Annotated in this window: 15 protein-coding genes and 1 tRNA gene; 2 read left to right on the top strand and 14 right to left on the bottom strand. The window is 59.7% G+C overall.

Annotated features, from left to right (window positions below):
* Positions 1-15: 15 nt before the first annotated feature.
* The 6 genes from ubiV to BAR1_RS16830 form a co-directional block, all read right to left on the bottom strand.
* Positions 16-912 carry a ubiquinone anaerobic biosynthesis protein UbiV gene (gene ubiV / locus BAR1_RS16805; protein WP_228408606.1) on the bottom strand — a complete coding sequence of 299 codons (897 nt, stop codon included), beginning with the start codon at positions 910-912 and terminating at the stop codon, positions 16-18.
* Positions 913-914: 2 nt separating this feature from the next.
* Complete coding sequence (gene ubiU / locus BAR1_RS16810) at positions 915-1,913, bottom strand: ubiquinone anaerobic biosynthesis protein UbiU (protein ID WP_118944096.1); 999 nt, start codon at positions 1,911-1,913, stop codon at positions 915-917.
* Entirely contained in the window at positions 1,910-2,434 is a 525-nt protein-coding gene (ubiT, locus tag BAR1_RS16815; RefSeq protein ID WP_118944544.1) for a ubiquinone anaerobic biosynthesis accessory factor UbiT, read from the bottom strand. The genes ubiU and ubiT overlap by 4 nt, the downstream gene beginning before the upstream one ends.
* 94 nt (positions 2,435-2,528) lie before the next feature.
* Positions 2,529-2,605 (bottom strand) — tRNA-Met (locus tag BAR1_RS16820).
* An 80-nt stretch (positions 2,606-2,685) separates the two neighbouring features.
* Positions 2,686-4,323, bottom strand: coding sequence for a mucoidy inhibitor MuiA family protein (locus tag BAR1_RS16825; RefSeq protein WP_118944097.1), 1,638 nt, complete (start codon positions 4,321-4,323; stop codon positions 2,686-2,688).
* 344 nt (positions 4,324-4,667) lie between these two features.
* Positions 4,668-5,690: an aspartate-semialdehyde dehydrogenase gene (locus BAR1_RS16830; RefSeq protein WP_118944098.1), complete on the bottom strand. Its 1,023-nt coding sequence runs from the start codon at positions 5,688-5,690 to the stop codon at positions 4,668-4,670.
* 361 nt (positions 5,691-6,051) lie between these two features.
* Between BAR1_RS16830 and BAR1_RS16835 the strand changes: the two genes are divergently transcribed.
* The gene (locus BAR1_RS16835) at positions 6,052-7,347 is read left to right on the top strand and encodes a DEAD/DEAH box helicase (RefSeq protein ID WP_118944099.1); all 1,296 of its coding nucleotides are present in this window, start codon (positions 6,052-6,054) and stop codon (positions 7,345-7,347) included.
* 109 nt (positions 7,348-7,456) lie between these two features.
* Complete coding sequence (locus BAR1_RS16840) at positions 7,457-7,987, top strand: L,D-transpeptidase family protein (RefSeq protein ID WP_118944545.1); 531 nt, start codon at positions 7,457-7,459, stop codon at positions 7,985-7,987.
* On the opposite strand, the gene BAR1_RS16845 is transcribed toward BAR1_RS16840, so the two are convergent.
* The 8 genes from BAR1_RS16845 to BAR1_RS16880 form a co-directional block, all read right to left on the bottom strand.
* Positions 7,984-8,331 carry a hypothetical protein gene (locus BAR1_RS16845; RefSeq protein ID WP_118944100.1) on the bottom strand — a complete coding sequence of 116 codons (348 nt, stop codon included), beginning with the start codon at positions 8,329-8,331 and terminating at the stop codon, positions 7,984-7,986. The genes BAR1_RS16840 and BAR1_RS16845 overlap by 4 nt on opposite strands.
* A 79-nt stretch (positions 8,332-8,410) precedes the next feature.
* Positions 8,411-9,202, bottom strand: a complete 792-nt coding sequence (gene cobM / locus BAR1_RS16850; RefSeq protein ID WP_118944101.1) for a precorrin-4 C(11)-methyltransferase — start codon at positions 9,200-9,202, stop codon at positions 8,411-8,413.
* Positions 9,203-9,342: 140 nt separating this feature from the next.
* The gene (gene cobJ, locus BAR1_RS16855; protein WP_118944102.1) at positions 9,343-11,151 is read right to left on the bottom strand and encodes a precorrin-3B C(17)-methyltransferase; all 1,809 of its coding nucleotides are present in this window, start codon (positions 11,149-11,151) and stop codon (positions 9,343-9,345) included.
* Entirely contained in the window at positions 11,142-11,843 is a 702-nt protein-coding gene (gene cobI / locus BAR1_RS16860) for a precorrin-2 C(20)-methyltransferase (RefSeq protein WP_118944103.1), read from the bottom strand. The genes cobJ and cobI overlap by 10 nt, the downstream gene beginning before the upstream one ends.
* On the bottom strand, positions 11,840-13,039 hold the full coding sequence (gene cbiE, locus BAR1_RS16865) for a precorrin-6y C5,15-methyltransferase (decarboxylating) subunit CbiE (protein WP_118944104.1): 1,200 nt from the start codon (positions 13,037-13,039) through the stop codon (positions 11,840-11,842). Before cbiE ends, cobI begins: the two co-directional genes overlap by 4 nt.
* Before the next feature lie 55 nt (positions 13,040-13,094).
* A complete protein-coding gene (locus BAR1_RS16870) occupies positions 13,095-13,733 on the bottom strand; it encodes a precorrin-8X methylmutase (protein WP_118944105.1) in 639 nt (212 codons plus the stop codon).
* 75 nt (positions 13,734-13,808) lie between these two features.
* A complete protein-coding gene (locus BAR1_RS16875) occupies positions 13,809-14,906 on the bottom strand; it encodes a sirohydrochlorin chelatase (RefSeq protein WP_118944106.1) in 1,098 nt (365 codons plus the stop codon).
* Positions 14,907-14,910: 4 nt separating this feature from the next.
* Positions 14,911-15,135, bottom strand: a complete 225-nt coding sequence (locus tag BAR1_RS16880; protein ID WP_118944107.1) for a DUF6732 family protein — start codon at positions 15,133-15,135, stop codon at positions 14,911-14,913.
* Between the last annotated feature and the right edge of the window lie 18 nt (positions 15,136-15,153).

A 15,153-nucleotide genomic window follows, 5' to 3' on the forward strand; every position in this document is an offset into this window, starting at 1 on the left:
CCAACCGTGACCGGATCAGGCCCCGACCATGCGGTGTCCGGCCTGCCCGTGCCAGAATCCGTTTACAAACGGGGCCGGTATGTCCAGCGCATCCAGTTGCGCGCGTCCGTCCTGTGCATTGGTTTCACCATCCAGAACCGCACGGAAAATTTCGGCAACGGCGACCATATCCACCGTATGCGGGCTTAGGCGGAAATGGGTTACGCCCATATCCTGCAAATCCTGCAATTCGCCGATCAGGTTCAGATAGCTGTGCGATAGCGTCTGGATTCCGTTCACCGACAGGAATTCCTGATTATCCAGCGTGTTCAGCGGCATCCCGTCCGGATCCTGCTCGCAAACAAACTGGCAGTTGTCCTTGATCCGCCCGTGTGCCCGCGCGTGGTAACAGCGTGCCGACAGGGCCAGCGACAGACGGCCAAACACCTGTACCTCGGTGGTTGCGCCCAGCTCTTTGGCCTTGGCCGCCAGTATTGCAACCGAATCCCGTGGCAATTCCGGTGGCAGACTGAAATGGACGGCGCCGCGTGCCGCCAGATAGGCCATCGTATCCTCGTTATAGACATTCATCAGCGGGCCAACGCGGTAGGATTTGTCATTCAGGTGCCACAACGCGGCGCTGTCATTGATTTCCAGCGGGAAATCCTCAAGCGCGCAAAAACCGGCGATCATATGGCGTTCGCGTTTCAGCATCACCTCGGCCAATGTCGAAAACACAACCTGTTTGCCTGCTTTGGTCAGTGCGTCGGCCACCTCGTCATAATGCTTTTCGAAAAACGGGGCGCGTTTGGAACAGACCACTTCGCCCAGATAGACATCATCCACCGGCGCATCCGCAATCCGGTGATAAAAGGCCAGCTTGTCTTCGGCGCTCCAGTGAAACAGGATCGGCGCCATTGTCAGTTTGCTCATTGTTACCGCCATGTTTTGCTTTTGAATGCGCCCTGCGTTTCCTTTTGCCCTTCGGTCAGGGCCAGCAGGTCGCTGATTTGCGGGTCTTGCCCCGCCATGATGCTGTCCACAGCCTTGCGATAGGCCGAGACCACGGATTTTACATAGGCCTTGGAGCGTTGCCGCCCCTCGATCTTCAACGCGGTCACTCCGGCCTTCATCAGATCGGGCAACAGGGTGGACAGGTTCAGGCTGATCGGTTCCTCGAAGGCGTAATAGGGGCCGTCATGCGCGGGGGTCAGATAGCGGCCCTTGCATATGGTTGGATAACCGGCGCTTTCGTTGCAGGAAAAACAGTCGATGGTGTATTCGCCCAGACGGGTCGACAGGTTGCCCGCGTCGTCCTTAATGTATTCCACCTGCGCGGCGGGGGAGCAAACGCCGTCCATGTTGGTGGACAGACCGGTGATATAATTGGTTAGCGAACAACGCCCTTCAACCATCAACCCGTGGTTGCCAAAGATAAATGTCTCGATCTCGCAGGGGATTTCATCGGCCATCAGTTTGATTTCCGGGACCGTCAAAATCCGCGGCAGAACCACCCGTTTTACATTGAATTCGCGGCAATAATAACGGATCGATTCCGGGGTCGAGGCCGCCGCCTGCACCGACAGGTGCAACCGGATATCGGGGTGTGTGTGGGCGATGTAGTCGGCCACGCCGATATCGGCGACAATGAACGCATCCACCCCCAGCCGCGCGCCTGTATCCGCGGCCTCTTTCCACAGATCCACCTTGCCGGCGGGCGGAAATGTATTCAGCGCCAGCAGCACCTTGGTGCCGCCCGCATGGGCGTGGGCCACAGCGCGTTCCAGTTCGGGCACGGTGAAATTCAGGCCCGGAAAATTGCGGGCGTTGGTGGCGTTCTGAAAGCCGCAGTAAACCGCATCGGCCCCTGCATTCACTGCGGTGCGCATCGCCGAAGGGGTTCCGGCGGGGCAAACCAGTTCCGGTCTGATCATTGGGTTTCCTGTTTTTCGTTTATACGTCTAAGGGCCCTCAGGGCCGCATGGCCGGGGCGTCCGAACATATCCGCCACTTCCTCGGCGATGCTGTTGTCGATGTCGTCCAGCGCATTGCGCAGGCAAACCACGGCTTCGGTATTGCCGGTGATGGTCAGGTTGCGCGAAAAGAACAACGCGTCCCCGTCCAGATCGCCATCAACCAGCATCAACAGGTCCAGAAAGCTGCCTGAAATCCGGGCGTCCTGTTCGGGTATTTCATTACGCCTGCGCGCCACCAGCATCAGGTCATCCGGATCAGGGCGCAGCAGCATGACAAATGGCAGGTTCACCGGGTCAATCACAAAAACCGCGCGGTAATGCGGACCCAGGCGGCCAAACATATCGGGATTGTTTTCGGCAATCCTATGCACGATACGGCGCAGCACGGGTTGCAGCAAAAATAGCGGTGCAGGCGGCGCCCAACGCGGGCGTCGCTGCAAAAAACCGGCAATGGCGGGCTTGGATTCGGTATGTTGCATGCGCGCGACTGTAGGCTGTTGCAACATATGCACCTTGATATTAATCAAGTGCACGGCATGATCCAATGTATTTCTTTGTTTTATAAGAGAATTTTGGTAGCGGGAGAGGGACTTGAACCCCCGACACGCGGATTATGATTCCGCTGCTCTAACCACCTGAGCTACCCCGCCGGACCGAGGCTGGATTTATGGGACAGGGGCGGTGCCGTCAAGAGGAAAACAGCACCACCCACTGATCTATCTGTGTTTCGCTACTGCGCCCAGTTCAATATAAAGTCTTTTGGCCAGCTTAACGAAGTGGTCAGGCGCACCGTTCGGGATTCACCCGGTTCAACCGTCATATCCCACGCCGCCACACCGCGCACATCGTCCACATCTGTTTCCGACGGGTTCGGACGGATGCGGGTGCTGACCACCAGATCCTCTTGCTGGGAATAGGGCAATGCGTATAGCGCGCGCACCTCTTGTGGTTTACCGGTCAGGTTCTCGATGGCGAATTCCACCACATCCTCGCGGGTGTTGCTGGTGGTGATAATGCCGCTGTCGCCGGTTTCCTGTCGCAGGGCGGTATAGGTCAACCGCACGCCCTCCATTGCGCCAAAGGGCAGGTCGGTTTCGGCCCCGGCGGGGATCAGGGCAAAATCGCTACGGCCGATGAAGGCCCCGTCGCGGTAATAGGACGCCATGCCGGGCAACAGGGGTTCGCCTGTGTCGTTGGTAATGGCCGCCATGACGAATGCAGTTTCATCCCTGCGCGGGATCGCCAGCAGGCTGGTCTCGACCGGTAGATCGAAACTGTCCAGCACCAGTTGCACGGTTTCGTTGTTCTCCAGCGTCACCTTGCGTGGATAGACATAGCGCAGGCTTAGCCCGTCGAATTGGGCCGAGGCCATGATGACGGCTTCTTCAACCATCACCGGTTCGGCCATGGCCATATCCGCTCCAGATGCCATTCGTGCCGTCGAGGATAGCTTGGCCACGGGCGCATTTTCATAGATCGTGGCCAGATTGCGCCCCGCATCGCTGGGCGCGGATTGCGAAAACGGGTTGGCGGTGGACAGCACCAGATCAATATCGGCCCACGCTTGCCCCGTGCCCTGTTCCACCACCACTTTGCGTTCAACCGTCAATGACGGGTCATCGCCATAGGCCAGACGGAAATCGTAATCGACGCTCCAACGCGCGTTATCGACAATCCGCGCCACTTCGAAACTGGCACTGACCGGTGTGGTCACCTCGACCGAAACGGCCATCATACCGCCCTGACCGGCGGGTGAGGACAGGCGGGCGAACAGGCGTTCGGCCTCGGCCAGATCATCGTTCAGGTCGCGCAATTCCTTGTTCAGGTCGCGCGATTGCTGTTCCAGTTCCAGCCGCCGCACAATCGTCGCTTCGGCCTCGTCCCGCAGCATCTGCGCCAATGCGCGAAGTTGTGTCGGATCGGCATTGGCCAGTTCGCCACCGCTGACAGATTTCAAAAACCCCGTCTGCGTGTCCAGCGCGGCTAATTGCAGGTTCACCGTGCGGGTTTCAATCTGCTTTGCGGTGATGGCATCCTTTGCGGCCTCAACCGCCGCCTTGGCCTGGGCCTGGGCGGGCGACAGCAACGCATCCTGATCATAGGTCACATTGTCCAGATAATTGATCGCCCCGATGGTCACCCCGTCACTGACCTTTAGCTGCGGCGGCGTGAAGTTATAGCCGGACAAATCATAGGGCAGCAATACACGGTGACTGCCAGCGGGCAGGTCCACAGCGGCGCGATAGGTCACGCTGGCCCCTTCGGAATAGATGGTGGCGGCTGTAACATTTAGCGGCGTGGTGAAATCGTCGGCCCACGCGGGCAGCGCAATGAACGAGGCAGAAAGACCCAGAAGAAGGTTACGCATGAAAGCACCTGTTTGTTAGGTTTAAAAAGTCGATTACTATTCTTTGACGTATCTTATCCTATAATCCTTGGTGAACCCTATGAAAAAACCTCGACATGCGCGAAAATGATAGCGCCCGACCTGGTGGGCGCAGAGTGCTTGGGGTTTCGCATATGGAACACTATTGCATGCCTGACCCTACCCCTTGATTGCAACGTCGCTAAGCGCCCTCCATGGGGAGGTCGGGCGCTATCATTTTTGCAAAATGACGGGTGCTTGCGGGATGGGTGGTGATTCAAAACCAAAAAGGGCCTGGCAGAAATCATCCGCCAAGCCCTGCCATCAATTTCGCAATATCCGATAAATCAGCGTTTGCTTAGAATTCGGTTCACATAAACTTCGGCGATCTGCACCGCGTTCAGCGCAGCCCCCTTGCGCAGGTTGTCCGACACACACCACAGGTTCAGCCCGTTATCAATCGTGCTGTCCTGACGGATGCGCGAAATAAAGGTGGCGTAGTCGCCCACACATTCCACCGGCGTGACGTAACCGCCGTCCTCGCGTTTGTCGATCACCATGATACCGGGGGATTCACGCAGAATGTCGCGGGCTTCGTCCTCGTCCAGATGATCCTCAAACTCGATGTTGATGGATTCGGCGTGGCCAACAAAAACCGGCACACGAACGCAGGTCGCGGTGACCTTGATGGCCTTGTCCACGATCTTTTTGGTCTCGGCAACCATCTTCCATTCTTCTTTGGTGCTGCCATCATCCATGAACACATCAATATGCGGAATCACATTGAACGCGATTTGCTTGGTGAAAACCTTGGGCGGTTTGTTATCGACAGGGTTGTAGATCGATTTGGTCTGGTCCCACAATTCGTCAATTGCTTCTTTGCCAGCGCCCGATACGGACTGATAGGTCGAAACCACCACCCGTTTGATCGTGGCGCGGTCGTGCAACGGTTTCAGCGCCACAACCATCTGCGCGGTTGAACAGTTGGGGTTGGCGATGATCATCTTGTTCTTGTAACCCTCGATCGCATCGGCGTTCACCTCGGGCACGATCAGCGGGATTTCAGGGTCATAACGATACAGCGACGAGTTATCGATCACCAGGCAACCGGCCTTGGCGGCCACGGGTGCATATTTCTTGGTGGCGTCAGATCCCACAGCAAACAGCGCAATATCCCAGCCGGAAAAATCGAACGTGTCCAGATCCTGCGTCTTGAGCGTTTTATCACCAAAGCTGACTTCGGTTCCCAGCGAGCGGCGCGAGGCAAGCACGGCAAGTTCGTCCACGGGGAACTGGCGTTCGTCCAGAATATTCAGCATTTCGCGGCCCACGTTACCGGTGGCCCCAACGACGGCGATTTTATAGCCCATGACGGGTCTCCTATATGGGAATCTCTTTGTAACGCTGCGCTGATACCGCAAGCGGGCGTCGGGGGAAAGGGGCAGTTGGTGCGCAGACGCGCGCCTATGACTTATCACTCGCCTGTTGACATTCCCGCCCGCATCCCCGATATGCGATACATCCCGAGCGGTCGCCGCGTGAGCAGCCCGCCTTTATTGGCAGTCGGGACGCCCCGGGGTGCGATAACCTTTCACCAAGTTCCCATTCACGCGGGGTTCTGACGGCCACACTGGTCGCAACCTCAGACGTTGGCCCGCAATCGGGCCTTATGCTGATTCCATCGGCAGGCCCGTTTTGTGCCGCCGAATACATATATGAAAGGGTCATTCCTTGACCACATTTGCAGATCTGGGCCTGTCGCCCAACATCCTGAAAGCCGTTGACGAAGCCGGCTATAAAACCCCCTCGCCTATTCAGGAAAAAGCAATCCCGCTGGCACTGGCCGGCCACGACATCATGGGCCTTGCCCAGACCGGCACCGGCAAAACCGCCGCTTTCGGCCTGCCGCTGATCGAAAACCTGATGAGCGACGGCTACAAGGCCCCGCCGAAAAACACCAAGGCGCTGATCCTTGCGCCCACCCGCGAACTGGTCAACCAGATCGCCGAAAACCTGCGTGCCTATGTGCGCAAAACCCACCTGAAGGTGAACCTTGTGGTGGGCGGCGTTTCGATCAACCGCCAGATCCAGAACCTGTCCAAGGGCACCGACATCCTTGTCGCAACCCCGGGCCGCCTGATCGACCTGCTGGACCGCCGCGCCATCTTCCTTGATAAAGCCCGCTTTTTGGTGCTGGACGAGGCCGACCAGATGCTGGACATGGGCTTCATCCACGCCCTGCGCAAAATCGCCCCCCTGCTGGGCACCCCGCGCCAGACCATGCTGTTTTCGGCCACCATGCCCAAACTGATGAACGAAATCGCCAGTGCCTATCTGAAAGACCCGAAAAAGGTTCAGGTCTCGACCCCTGGCAAGGCCGCCGATAAAATCACCCAGTCGCTGTATTACACAGCACAGGCCAACAAGACGGAACTGTTAAAGGAATACCTGAACAAATCCCCCGATGGTCTGTCGCTGGTGTTCTCGCGCACCAAACACGGTGCGGAAAAACTGAAACGCACGCTGGAAACGGCGGGTTATTCTGCTGTGTCTATCCACGGCAACAAATCCCAAGGCCAGCGTGAACGCGCGATCAAGGCGTTCAAATCCGGCGAGGCCCGCGTGCTGGTGGCCACCGACGTTGCCGCGCGCGGTATCGACATTCCGGACGTCAGCCACGTTTACAACTACGACCTGCCCGAGGTGCCGGAAAACTATATCCACCGCATCGGCCGGACCGCCCGCGCCGGTAAAGGCGGCGAGGCGATTGCCTTTGTTTCCGCCACTGAAATTGGCTATCTGCGTCAGATCGAAAAGCTGATGAAGATCGAAATTCCGGTGGCCGGTGGCATCCGCCCGCAAGAGGAAAAACCGGCGCCCCGTGGCGGTGGCGGCGGACGCCGTGGTGGCGGTGGTGGCGGTCAACGTCGCGGTGGGGGCAAACCCCAAGGCGGCAATCCTTCCGGCGCGCCCCAGGGCAACAAACCCAAACGCCGCCGCAACCGTCGCCGTAAACCGGCGGCCTGATTTGCGGCTGTCCCGGGTTTGATCCGGGAACTGAATCCAAAAGGCCCCGCATCCGGTGCGGGGCAACACCAACCTTGACCAGTGCGATTTGAATCACCACTTACCCCATATGGTTCGTATTTTTACCCGCCTTTTATTCATCCTGTTGCTCGGCATTGCCGCGTTCATCGCCTATGACCGCTACACCCAGGAACCACCGCCCCCACCCGCGCCACTAACCGAACAGATCGACCACATCCTGATCGAAAAATCCACCCGTCGTATGACTGTTTTCCGTGATGGCCAAGCCGTGCGAACCTATAAAATCGCCCTTGGCTTCGCCCCCGATGGGGACAAGCTGCAACAAGGCGATGGCAAGACCCCCGAAGGGAAATTCACCATCACCCGCCGCAATCCGAACAGCAAATATCACCTGTCACTGGGCATTGATTATCCACAAGCGGACGACATCGCCCGCGCAAAGGCGGCAGGGCTGGATCCGGGCGGAGACATATTCATCCACGGGCAGCCCAACGGATTCGGAAAACTCGCAACAATCCCGACGGACTGGACCGCCGGTTGCATCGCCGTTTCGGATGCTGAAATCGAGGAACTATGGCGCGTGGTTCAAACCGGAACCACGGTGGAAATCAAACCTTAATTCCCCAGCAGCGCAATCGGCGCATTCACATCGCGCACGAAATCCAGCGGTGCCTTGTCCTTGGCCACGGTGCTGCGTTTGAATTCGTATACCATCTGCCCGTTATCCTCTTCGGACGCAACGATCAGACACTGATACAGATGTCGTGATCCATCATACAGATCAACCAGCCCGCGCAGATGCGGCGCATTTTCCGCGTCCAGGGCAAAACCGGTCTCCCAAAACCGCAGCACGGGGAAAATCTCGTCATCGGTTTGCACCCGTAAACGGCTTTTGCGTTTCAGATCGCGCTTGCGGGCTGCTTCCAGCCCCTCGCGCACTTCTTTTGGCAGAAATTCAAACATCGCTCGCCCACCCAGTTTCCTGCCCCTACCTTGCCACGGTGTTGGTAAAGGTCAAGTTAAGAATTTGCGACAATGCGGATCAGGTGTTGTTATCCTCGACCAGATCGACCCCGACCACAGGGCGTAAAACATGTGGTTTATCAGGGTTATACAGCGCCGAATCCTTGAATTCCCGCACCTCGCCCAGCGCCGGACCGACCAGGATAAGCGCTGTGCGCGTGATCTTCTCGACCCGTACTTTTTTGCGAATATCCGTCAGGGTGCCACGCAGAATCATCTCGTCCGGCCAGCCCACGCGATAGGCCACCACCACAGGGCAATCCAGCCCGTAATGCGGCACCAAAACACGCTCGATCTCGCGCATGTTGCGCACGCCCAGATGGATCGCCAATGTGGCGCCGGTGCGGGCGAAATTTTCCAGCGTTTCGCCTTCGGGCATCGACGTGGACTGCATGGAAACCCGCGTCAGAACAATGGATTGCGCCACTTCTGGAATGGTCAATTCCTGCCCCAAAGCCGCCGCCGCCGCCGCATAGGCCGGCACACCGGGGACAATTTCGTAAGGGATGTCATCGGCCCGCAATCGCCGAATCTGCTCGGCAATCGCACCATATAGCGACGGGTCCCCCGAATGGACCCGCGCCACATCCTCGCCCCGCTTGTGCGCGGCCAGAATATCGCCGTGGGTGTCATCCAGCGTCATCGCCGCCGTGTCCTTGACAATCGCCCCCTCGGGCGCACCCGCGACCACCTGTTCGGGCACCAGAGACCCCGCAAACAGGCACACCGGACAGGCCGCAATCAACCGCTGCGCCTTGAGTGTCAGCAATTCGGGATCCCCCGGCCCCGCACCGATAAAATAGACCGTCATATTCCGTTTCCTTTTCAATCCGGCACCGTCCTGTCTGGACGAAAACCCGTTGTATTCTGCCACCCTGGAAAAGAACTACTAAACCGGTTTAGTGGATGTATTTTCCAAGTTCTTTCAAACAGTTATTCTGATACCCATGGTTAATTTCCAGCCAGATCCCCATCAATTTTCCGCGCATAGCCACGCGGGGTAAACATGCGCGGGCCTTCGCCCAGTTGCGCCAGTCGTGAATGGCTGGACCCGACCAGAACCACCGTCAGCATATCCACCTCGTCCACCTGCAAATCCGCCAGATTGTGATAGCGGATATGTTCCTCGGGTCGGCCCAGAGAACTGGCCAGCATCACCGGCGTATCGGCGGGGCGGTGTTGCAACAGAATGTCCCGCGCCTCGGCCAACAGAGTGCGGCGACGTTTGGACACCGGATTGTAGAAAGCAATTACAAAATCCCCCTCGGCTGCCGCCTTCAGGCGCTTGAGAATATCCTCGCGCGGGGTCAGCAGATCGGACAGGGAAATCGCGCAGAAATCATGGCCCAGCGGCGCACCGGCCCGTGCCGCCGCCCCTTGCAATGCCGAAACACCGGGGGTCGAGACCACCTCGACCCGCCGCGCCGCATCCGACACGCCATGCGCGTCCGGCCCACGGTCCAGCAATTCAAACACCAGCGCCCCCATCGCGTAAATCCCCGCATCGCCGGAGCAGATCAGCGCCACGTTTTTCCCCTTGCCTGCCTGTTCCAGCGCATAACGGCAACGGTCCTCTTCCCCGCCCAGCGGAAAATCCGAGCGCGTCTTGCCCGCTGCCAGCGGTCCAAGCAGATCGATATACAACCCGTAACCTACCAGTTCCTCGGCCTGTGCAATCAACTGGCTGGCCTCGGGCGTGCGCCAACTGTGCTGCCCCGGCCCGATGCCGACAATCGACAGTTTTCCGCGTTTTCGCCCTTTTTCGTTTGTAATAGGCTCTGCTGCCCGCGCAATCGCACAGGTGCAATTGGTCGTTTTTTGTTTCTCGACAGCCAGTTTCGAATCCGCACCCGCCGCCGCCAGAGCCGCTGCCTCGGATACCCCGCGGCACCCCACTTCGGCAAAAACCACCTCGGACGGATTGGCCAGACGCGCCGTTTCGGCCTCCAGTTCCTCTGCCGTGAACAGCCGCAAAGGCACCCCCAGCCGCCGCGCCAGTTCGTTCATCGCCGGTTCATCCGCCTTCAGGTCCAGCGTATTGACAGAGGCAAGCGCACCGGCGGCAATCCCTGCCTGATCCAGCGCACCCTGCACCAGTTCCCACAGCTCCGCCGGATCAGCCCCGCGCGCACAACCAACGCCCAGCGCAAACCGCTGCGGATGGTAGACTAGCCTAGTGTTAGAGCCTGTTTCCGGCGCCTCACTCACCACCAGCTCCACCGCGCCATCGGGATCATCCGGCAGATCAAAGACCGCTTCGCCCACCTGCCGCGCACCGCCACCGTTCAGCAGCGCCATCATCACACCCTTGGCATCTTCGGGGTTGGCCAGCCGATAGCCCAGTGGCGGTTCGTCCAATGCCACGCCCAGCGCCACATCGCCCGCCGTGGTTACCGCCGCCTTGGCCCGCAACGCTTTGGCAATCTGCCGTGCCAACCGGTTCGCGCCACGATGCCCGCCCAACAGGGGCACCACCACCGCGCCATCGTCCGATACCGCCACCACCGGCGGCTCCACCCGTTTATCCGCCAAGACCGGTGCCACCGCGCGGATCAGTATCCCCGCGGCACAGACCCCGACCACCGGCGTGCCGCTGGCAAACAAGCTGCGCACATGGTCCAGCGCATTGGGGAAAAACGCATCGGCCACATCCACGCGGCCCTCGCGGCCATGCACCACCGCGCCCAGCGCCCGCGCCACATCATGCGCCACGGATTCGCCTGCGCGGGACAGGCAGATGACGACAGGTTTCAAAGCCACGGATCGGCCCCCTTTGTGATAAGTATCATTGAAAAATACGGTGCTTTTTGCGGTGCCTCGGCCAGCGCCATCCGCCGTTCCTGCACCAGCGAGGCCCGCTCGATATAATGCGCCCGATCCAGCAGGCCCAAACCCTCGATCGCCCGCCGGACACGTTCCAGATGCCGCCCGACTTTCATGATCACCACAGAATCCGCCGCCGCAATCAGCACCTTTAGCGCCTCATCCTCCAGCGGCCCCGGGATCACGCTCAATACCTCGTTACGCGCCGCCAAAGGCAGGCCCAAAGCCGCCGCGCTGGCCGTCATCGACGTCACCCCCGGCACCACCTCGACCGTGAACCGGCCCGACAGGCGGGCATACAGATACATGAACGACCCATAGAAAAACGGATCCCCTTCGCACAGCACAACCACGTCCAAACCAGTCTCTAACGCGGCTGAAATCTCGTCTGCGGCTTTGTCATACGCCGCTTGCGCAGGCGCGCGATCCACCACCATCGGCACGTCGATCCTGATCTCCTGAACCCCATCGGCCAACAGTTCCGCCGCAATGGATCGCGCAAAACTTTCACCACCAGCCAGCGCCGGATAGGCCACCACCCGCGCCGACCCGATCAACCGCGCCGCCTTCAGCGTCATCAGCTCCGCATCCCCGGGGCCAAGGCCGATGCCATACAAGGTTCCACTCATCGCTTGATCAGGCTCCACTGTGTCACCGGCCGCAACGGTTTCCAGCCGCTTAACGGCCCCAACGGCTCGACCCGGCTTGCCGCGATTTTCACCAGATCACCGCCAAATTCCCGATGCAGCGCAATCAGCACCGCCTCGCTCTCCAGCGTTACCGCATTGGCCACCAGCCGGCCCAACGGGCGTAAAGCCTCCCAAGCCGCCGCAAACACCTCGCGGCTCAACCCGCCGCCGATGAATATCGCATCCGGCGCTTCCAGCCCGTCCAATGCCTCGGGCACCCTGCCGTCAACCAGTTCCAGCTTTGGCACCCCCAACGCCAACGCATTCGCCGCCGCCATCGCCCGCCGATCCGCGCGCGGCTCGATCCCCACAGCCCGCGCATAGCGCGCGCCACGCATCCACTCCACCGCGACCGAACCACAGCCACAACCGATATCCCACAACAACGCCCCGCGCATCGGCATCAGTTTTGCAAGGGTCACCGCCCGCACTTCCTGCTTGGTCATGGTGCCGTCATGCTGGAACAGATCATCCGCCAACCCCGGCACCCGTGGCAACAGCGCCGCATCGGGCGCGGCCACACATTCCACCGCCAGCGTGTTGAACGGAGGCACCACATGGGTCCAGCTTTCAGCCACCCCGTCAAACCGCGCCTCGTCCTCGCCACCCATATGCGCCAGCACAGTCATCCGGCTTTTGCCAAACCCCCGCTCGGTCAAAAACGCGGCAATCTGTGCCGGCGTTTCTTCACCCGTGGTCAGAATCAACAGCCTCTGGTCCGGCTGGATATAGGCAATCATCTGCTCGACCGGACGGCCATGCACAGTCAACGTTTCCAGATCCGCCATAGACCAGCCCATCCGCGCCGCCGCCAGCTGAAATGCCCCGACCTGCGGATGGTAAACCACTTCGGACGGATCAATCGCCCGCCCGATTTTTGCGCCTACCGAATACCACAGCGGATCGCCCGACGCCAAAACCACCACCCGCTTGCCGCGATTGGCCTTCAGCGTGTCAATCAACGCATCAAAGGGCGAAGGCCAGCTAACCCGCTCGGCCCCCGACAGCCCCGCCAACGCATGATGCCGCATCCCGCCGACAATCACTTCGGCAGCCTCGACCACAGCACGGGTTGCAGGCGTCAGCCCGTCCAGCCCGTCTTCTCCAATCCCGACAATATGCAACCAGGGTTTCATTTCATGCAGTCCTTCCAAATGGCCCCAATATCCCCGCCGGAGGCATAGAATCTCTTCACGCCCCCGCCTCGGGCAATCCCGCCGCCAAGGCATTCACCGCCGCCGAAGCCATCGCCGACCCCCCGCGCCGCCCTCGCAGGGCAACAAAGTCACAACCGCGCGGATTACCGGCCAGTTCCGCCTTGCTCTCGGCCGCGCCAACAAACCCGACTGGGAAACCCAATATCACAGCAGGCTTCGGCCAGCCCCCATCCAGCAGCTCCAGCAAGTGAAACAGCGCCGTCGGTGCATTGCCGATCACCACAACCGCGCCCTCGATACGATCCCGCCACAGCTCCACCGCTGCCGCCGACCGCGTGTTGCCGATCTCTTTTGCCAAGGCAGGCACAACCGGATCATTCAACGTCACCAACACATCATTCCCCGCCGGCAAATACCTCCGGATAATGCCTGCGCCCACCATCTCGCAGTCGCACAACACCGGCGCTCCCGCCTCTAACGCGGCGCGTCCGGCCTGATAGGCGCCGTCGGAAAACGCCAGACGGTCTGCCACCTCGACCATACCACAGGCATGGATAAGCCGGATCGCCACCGCTTCCATCCCCGCACCAAACCGTTCCAGCCGCGCCTCTTTGCGGACCGTGGCAAAGCTCTGGGCATAGATTTCCGAAGGCACCTTTTCATAAGGTCTCATGCGCGCACCTCGCCACAGGCACCAATCAAAAAATAGTGCAAACGCCCCGCAAGGGGCGTTTTCCGTTTGGTTGAACTACGCATCTTTCTTGCGCGCGCTTTCCGGCCCCAAGGGGTGTTTCGCGTGCGGATATTCCGGATGGTGGTGGTGATCATGGTCATGATGGTGATGCCCGTCCCCGTGGTCATGAGCATGATGATGGTGGTGGTGATGATCCATATCCAGTCGACATTCACCGGTGCAAAACGTATCGCATAAATCACAGGTTTCCACTGTCGCACCGGGCGCATTGGCCCCTTGCCCTTCAACATGGTGATGGTGGCTTTCCTGAACCGCGCCCACTTCGGCCTCGAACCCCAGAACCTGCGTGCGGTATTTGCACGTCCCGCAGGTTTCGGGCGGCATGTCGCCCAACTGCTCCATCACCCGTTCGGCAAAGGTTTCCAGCACTTTCGGGTGATCATTCAGATAGCCCGCCTTCACGAATTGGATACCGGGATGCGCCACCGCCACCTTGTCGGTAAAGCCGTAAATCCGGTCAATCAGAATACCCGCAAACAGGAAATACGGAAACACGATCACCCGCTTGTATCCCAGCCGTGTGGTATGCTCCAGACAGGGTTCGACCAGCGGAAAGGTTACGCCGGAATAGCCCACCTCGCACCAGCCAAACCCCATGCCTTCCCACAGCATCCGCGCCACTTTGGCGACATTGGCGTTGGCATCGGGGTCCGAGGCGCCACGCCCGATCACCACCAGACAGGTTTCCTCCAGCGGCAGATCGCCATATTCGGCATTGGCCGCATCCACCGCTTCCCGCACCCGTGCACCGGCCGCGGCGATCATTTTGGGGTCCACGCCCAGTTCACGCCCGTAGGTCACATCAACACTGTGCTTTTTGGCGTAGGTATTCAGCACCGTCGGAATATCGTTCTTGGTGTGCATCGCGGCAAACAGCATCCCGGGAACGGCGATAATGCGGTCGCACCCGGCCCCGCGCAGACGGTCCAGTCCGTCGCGGATCACCGGATTGGCAAACTCCAGATAGCCGTAATCAACAACATAATCATCCGGCAGCAGCGCGGGCAGCTTTTCGGCCAGCACCGCAAATTCATTCACCGCATCCTGTGATCGCGAGCCGTGGCCGCAGATCATCACACCAATCTTGCCCATAATCTCAGGCCTCCTGCGGTTCAGTATCGGGGTCTTCTTCGGTCTCGTCTTCTTGCGAGGCTTCCTCGTCCCGCCCTTTTTTGGCCTGCCACAGGGCAGCCGCAGCAGCAGCGGCAATCGCCGCCAGTCCCAGCCAATGGTTATGGCCTGCGACCTCGATAATATGGGTCGGATGCGCAAAGGCAGGGGCGGCCAGCAGGGCCAGAATTACAGACATCAGGGTTTTCATCGCATATATCCTCTCGTA

Origin of the sequence: Profundibacter amoris (assembly GCF_003544895.1) — a bacterium.
Taxonomy (GTDB): domain Bacteria; phylum Pseudomonadota; class Alphaproteobacteria; order Rhodobacterales; family Rhodobacteraceae; genus Profundibacter; species Profundibacter amoris.

What these genes read in the sequence shown, in the direction of transcription:
- ubiV (WP_228408606.1), bottom strand. Translation starts at nt 912, where the DNA reads ATGAGCAAACTGACAATGGCGCCGATCCTGTTTCACTGGAGCGCCGAA.
- ubiU (WP_118944096.1), bottom strand. Translation starts at nt 1,913, where the DNA reads ATGATCAGACCGGAACTGGTTTGCCCCGCCGGAACCCCTTCGGCGATG.
- ubiT (WP_118944544.1), bottom strand. Translation starts at nt 2,434, where the DNA reads ATGCAACATACCGAATCCAAGCCCGCCATTGCCGGTTTTTTGCAGCGA.
- BAR1_RS16825 (WP_118944097.1), bottom strand. Translation starts at nt 4,323, where the DNA reads ATGCGTAACCTTCTTCTGGGTCTTTCTGCCTCGTTCATTGCGCTGCCC.
- BAR1_RS16830 (WP_118944098.1), bottom strand. Translation starts at nt 5,690, where the DNA reads ATGGGCTATAAAATCGCCGTCGTTGGGGCCACCGGTAACGTGGGCCGC.
- BAR1_RS16840 (WP_118944545.1), top strand. Translation starts at nt 7,457, where the DNA reads ATGGTTCGTATTTTTACCCGCCTTTTATTCATCCTGTTGCTCGGCATT.
- BAR1_RS16845 (WP_118944100.1), bottom strand. Translation starts at nt 8,331, where the DNA reads ATGTTTGAATTTCTGCCAAAAGAAGTGCGCGAGGGGCTGGAAGCAGCC.
- cobM (WP_118944101.1), bottom strand. Translation starts at nt 9,202, where the DNA reads ATGACGGTCTATTTTATCGGTGCGGGGCCGGGGGATCCCGAATTGCTG.
- cobI (WP_118944103.1), bottom strand. Translation starts at nt 11,843, where the DNA reads ATGAGTGGAACCTTGTATGGCATCGGCCTTGGCCCCGGGGATGCGGAG.
- cbiE (WP_118944104.1), bottom strand. Translation starts at nt 13,039, where the DNA reads ATGAAACCCTGGTTGCATATTGTCGGGATTGGAGAAGACGGGCTGGAC.
- BAR1_RS16870 (WP_118944105.1), bottom strand. Translation starts at nt 13,733, where the DNA reads ATGAGACCTTATGAAAAGGTGCCTTCGGAAATCTATGCCCAGAGCTTT.
- BAR1_RS16875 (WP_118944106.1), bottom strand. Translation starts at nt 14,906, where the DNA reads ATGGGCAAGATTGGTGTGATGATCTGCGGCCACGGCTCGCGATCACAG.
- BAR1_RS16880 (WP_118944107.1), bottom strand. Translation starts at nt 15,135, where the DNA reads ATGAAAACCCTGATGTCTGTAATTCTGGCCCTGCTGGCCGCCCCTGCC.